This is a genomic window from Bartonella sp. AP57NXGY, assembly GCF_042195805.1.
Lineage (GTDB): Bacteria > Pseudomonadota > Alphaproteobacteria > Rhizobiales > Rhizobiaceae > Bartonella.
Genome location: NZ_JBHIOZ010000454.1, coordinates 1 through 828 on the forward strand (window position 1 = coordinate 1; position 828 = coordinate 828).

An 828-nucleotide genomic window follows, 5' to 3' on the forward strand; every position below is an offset into this window, starting at 1 on the left:
GCCATAGAGAATAGCTTCTCACATCTTAAAAGATGGATAACAAAAAGTTAGATATCAAATCTCTCCTTTAAAAATATGATGAAACAAGAATTTACACAAACATTGTTTGCGTGGATGGGTGGTAAACACTATCTGCGTAAGAAAATTATACCGATTTTAAATAATATTGACCATGAAACCTATGTTGAACCGTTTTTAGGCTCTGGTGTTATTTTCCTAAATAAAAGACCAGCAAAATATTCCGTGATTAATGATTTGAATGGAGAGATCACGAACCTGTTTCAATGTGTTCAAAATAACTTTGATGATTTAGCCAAACGACTAGAATGGTTTGTTTGTTCAAGACAGTTGTTTTTTGAACTTGCGGCGATTGATCCAGAAAGCCTTTCCAAAGTTGAAAGAGCCGCACGTTTTTTGTTTCTCCAACGTTGTGTGATGTATGGGAAAAAAGAGTATGTCTCTTTTGGCTTTGGAAGGAAAAAGCCTATAGCATTTAATCCCGATAAGCTGTTATCAAGGATGCGACGTGTTAGACAGAAGCTTCTTGATACGACAATCTTAAATTTGTCGTGGGAACGGGTTATCGAGCTATTTGATGCACCCGACAGTTTATTTTACCTAGACCCGCCTTATCTTGTGAAGAAGAAGTGTTATAGCTCTGGGAATTTTGTTGAAGATGATTTTGTGAGTATGGCAAAAGTTCTCAAAAGCATACAAGGCAAATTTGTCTTGAGTCTAAATGATTGTGATGCGGTTCGAGAGATCTTTAAGGATTTTGACTTTTTAGAATTAGAGACCCTTTGGACCTCTGGTTTTGCTAAAAAACCA

1 protein-coding gene is annotated in these 828 nt (G+C 36.2%); it reads left to right on the forward strand.

The annotated features are described in order from the left end of the window. Positions 1 to 75: 75 nt before the first annotated feature. The coding region (locus tag ACFIL8_RS11445; protein ID WP_375689898.1) for a DNA adenine methylase at positions 76 to 828 on the forward strand (753 nt) is incomplete at its 3' end.